This window comes from Gelidibacter mesophilus DSM 14095, from assembly GCF_000423005.1.
Classification (GTDB): domain Bacteria; phylum Bacteroidota; class Bacteroidia; order Flavobacteriales; family Flavobacteriaceae; genus Gelidibacter; species Gelidibacter mesophilus.
In genome coordinates this window covers 1-1,335 of record NZ_AUHD01000046.1, presented here as the reverse complement: position 1 = coordinate 1,335, position 1,335 = coordinate 1, and the positions used below count along the sequence as shown (strand labels likewise).

The window sequence follows — 1,335 nt, the reverse complement described above, 5'->3', positions numbered from 1 at the left end:
AAACTGTGCTCTAAAGGCTTTGATCTTTGCATTGAATGATTCTGCTGAGGCATTTGTACTTCTGTTTATAAAATAGTTCAGTATTGATCTATAATTGAGTGTTATCGTGTTCGCAATTGTGTTGAACGCTCTAAATCCTGTATTCTCTACATCTTTGTACCAATGTGCCAGTTTGGTATACGCTATTTCTATTGTTTTGGCTGTATTAAATATGTTCCTCAGTCCCTGGGTCAGATTAAAAGCGATCTTTATATCAGGATATTGATCGAACAATATTTTGCTTCTGCTGTATTGATTCTCTGTCCAATTTGAGGGGTCTTTGTAGAGCAGGTATCTACTTCTGGCCAATAGTTGCTTTCTTGTGTCGCCGTTGCTAAACTCTTTGGGAGAGAATCTCTTATTTGTTGCTCTTGCCTGTTTTATCTGTTCATTCTCCAAGTCTATAGCGTCCCATCTATGCTTGATTCTTATATCCTGAAGGGCTTCCAACGCAAGTTTTTGTACGTGGAACCTGTCCGTTACCTGTATCGCTTTTGGGAAGCATTTTTTGGCGATAGTTTTCATGGAATTTGCCATGTCCAAGGTGATTTCCTTGACCTTAGCTCTCTTCTTGGCCGATATCTTTAAGAGTTGTTCTATGATCGGTTCTACCTTGGTTCCTGAAAATATGCCCACTATAGCTCCTTTCTTTCCTTTTGCCTTCTTGTTTGTGATTATAGTATAGAGCTCTCCCTTGGACAGTGCCGTTTCGTCAATGGATAAGTATGGCCCGATATTCTCTGGGAAAACCAACCATTGTTTGGCGTGTTTCTTTTGCTCCCAGTTTTTAAAATCGCTCAAGTAGTCCTTATATTGACGTTGTAGTTTTTTGCCATTGACTCCATAGAAACCCCCTATGGTATGGCAATCGGAAGCCTTAGTATCGACTAATCTCTTTTAAAAAAGCAGCGAACTCGGTGGTCATCCGTGTTCCCTGTGCTACCAAGTTCCAATCTCTCTGGACAACTTCCTTGGTTGTCTTATCCAGCCATCTGCGCCGTTTTACGTGTAGATATACCGTGTTTCCGCGCAATGGAAAATCCTGGATGGTTACTTCTTTGTGAAAACCATGTGCTATCAATACCCTGGAAGTCTGCTCTTTCGGTGGGGTGTTTCGCTCTTCAAAATAGAGATGCATTACTTCGCCGTTCTTGGTGTTCTTCACAAGGTCGAAGTGGTCAATCAAAAATTCAGGAAGAATCAATTTCAATAGGTCTAGATAGTTGTCCAAAGCTTGTTTTTTAAACAAAAATCAGAATTCTATTTCAATTCACACACAACTTTTGAGAATGATCC

General features: G+C 40.2%; 2 protein-coding genes. Both read right to left on the bottom strand.

From position 1 onward, the window contains the following. On the bottom strand, positions 1-897 hold an 897-nt coding region (locus tag G525_RS0117815; protein WP_027127339.1), incomplete at its 3' end, for an ISAon1 family transposase. A gap of 19 nt (positions 898-916) precedes the next feature. Next, a complete protein-coding gene (locus tag G525_RS0117810) occupies positions 917-1,288 on the bottom strand; it encodes an ISAon1 family transposase N-terminal region protein (RefSeq protein ID WP_342662769.1) in 372 nt (123 codons plus the stop codon). Between the last annotated feature and the right edge of the window lie 47 nt (positions 1,289-1,335).